This is a genomic window from Cereibacter changlensis JA139, assembly GCF_003034985.1.
GTDB classification, from domain to species: Bacteria; Pseudomonadota; Alphaproteobacteria; order Rhodobacterales; family Rhodobacteraceae; genus Cereibacter; species Cereibacter changlensis.
The window spans coordinates 1-1,571 of the sequence record NZ_PZKG01000320.1 but is presented as its reverse complement, the minus strand read 5'-3'; the positions used below and the strand labels follow the sequence as shown (position 1 = coordinate 1,571).

The 1,571-nt window shown below is 57.9% G+C and carries 2 protein-coding genes; both read right to left on the bottom strand.

Annotated elements, in window-relative coordinates:
- Positions 1 to 259, bottom strand: a 259-nt coding sequence (locus C5F48_RS23645; RefSeq protein ID WP_258186573.1) for an exopolysaccharide biosynthesis protein, incomplete at its 3' end; no start/stop codon positions are given.
- Positions 260 to 867: 608 nt separating this feature from the next.
- On the bottom strand, positions 868 to 1,571 hold a 704-nt coding region (locus tag C5F48_RS23640), incomplete at its 5' end, for a DMT family transporter (protein WP_107666108.1).

Below are 1,571 nucleotides of genomic sequence, written 5' to 3'. Positions count from 1 at the left end.
AACATCCGTTCCGCGCGGCCAGCAAGGGAGATGCCCTGGCGACGAGCCCGGCGAAGTCCCCCCGCGCAACCGACCGGCTTGCGATGAAGCGAGGGAGCCACGGCGACTGTCCAAGCATCATCTGCGCTGACAGATAGACCAGTGGCAGACCCAGGATGCCGGAAGTTCCGGGTGGCATCGGCAATACGTTGGGGAGTGCGAACAGCAGAAGAAGCGCGCCGAAGGCCCGTGCATCCATGACCTTTACCACGTCGGACACGGAGACACGGTCGCGGTTCGTATCTGCCGCAAGGTCAGCCCGGAGAGGCCGCCGGCCTGTAATATCACTTTGATTTTTGTTTAAGCGTGTTCGCCGGGACAAAGCTCTTTAAGCTAGGGGCAGCTGCAATTACTTTCACCACTACTTTCTTCGGTTTCTTTTCGTCACGTCGTCGTTTGGTCATGCCTTTAGCCACGATATCGTTCCTCTCACGAAACTGCATTTTTTGGCAGCCCAGCAAGTATAGAGGGTTGTTTCAAGAAGGCCACATCCATTTATTAGTATTCAAATAAATATCCTTATGATGTAACCCTGAAGTGGACAAATAATCTGGTTTCATGTCGCCACCATCAAGAAGGTGACCAACAGCTGCGCAATGACGCGCCTCTTATTGTCCATCGTTCCTCGCGCCGTGGGAGTAGGTCGAGATGACAGGGCGGAACCCAAGCGGGGCGACACTTTCTGCTTGCTATATCGTCACCGGTTCGTGGCGAGGCACGACAAGATTCTGGCGCGTGGGTCAGGAGGTCGGAGGATTCAAACCGACCTAAATCTACTCGACGGGGGGAGGCTGGCTTCGTGGATCTGGGCTGTTAAGAACCGGGAGCTTAAGGAACCAACGGATCGCCCGACGATGCGGTGAGCGCAGTCTTGCGCCTTTCGGACAAGACGGCCTGGAAGTTTGACAGCAGGATAATTCCGCCGCCGAGGAACACCCATAGATCGATGGCCTCGCCATAGAAGTAATAGCCAACGACGGCGGCCATCGGCACGCGAAGGAAGTCGACAGGGATCACCACGGACGCCTCCAGCCGCTTCAGGGCCTGCGCCTGACAGAAATGTGCGCTGAGCGCACCTACACCGGCAACCAGCATCCATGGCGCGTCGCTGACACTCACCGGACGCCAGTCTGTAAGCGACACAAGGAAACCGAGTGGCAGTTGGATAAGGATCATCCATACGACGATCGCGCCGGGGGAGCACTGCCCGGTGAGCCGCTTCACCATGATCAGGGACAGCCCGTATCCTGCGGCCGCAAGCAGGACCAGGCCTGCTGCGGGGTCGATCATTCCCGCCCCTGGGCGGACGATGACCATTACACCGATGAAACCGCCGGCCGTGGCAAGAAGCCGCGATCGACTGACCTTCTCGCGCAACAACAGCCAGGCGAACAGCGTCACCCAGATCGGCATCGTGAACTCGAGCGCAAAGACCGAGGCCAAAGGCAGCATCACCACGCCGATTGTCCAGAAATACTGGGCGATGAAATGCACGAAGTTGCGCGCCAGATGCAGAGGCACTGCCTTCATAC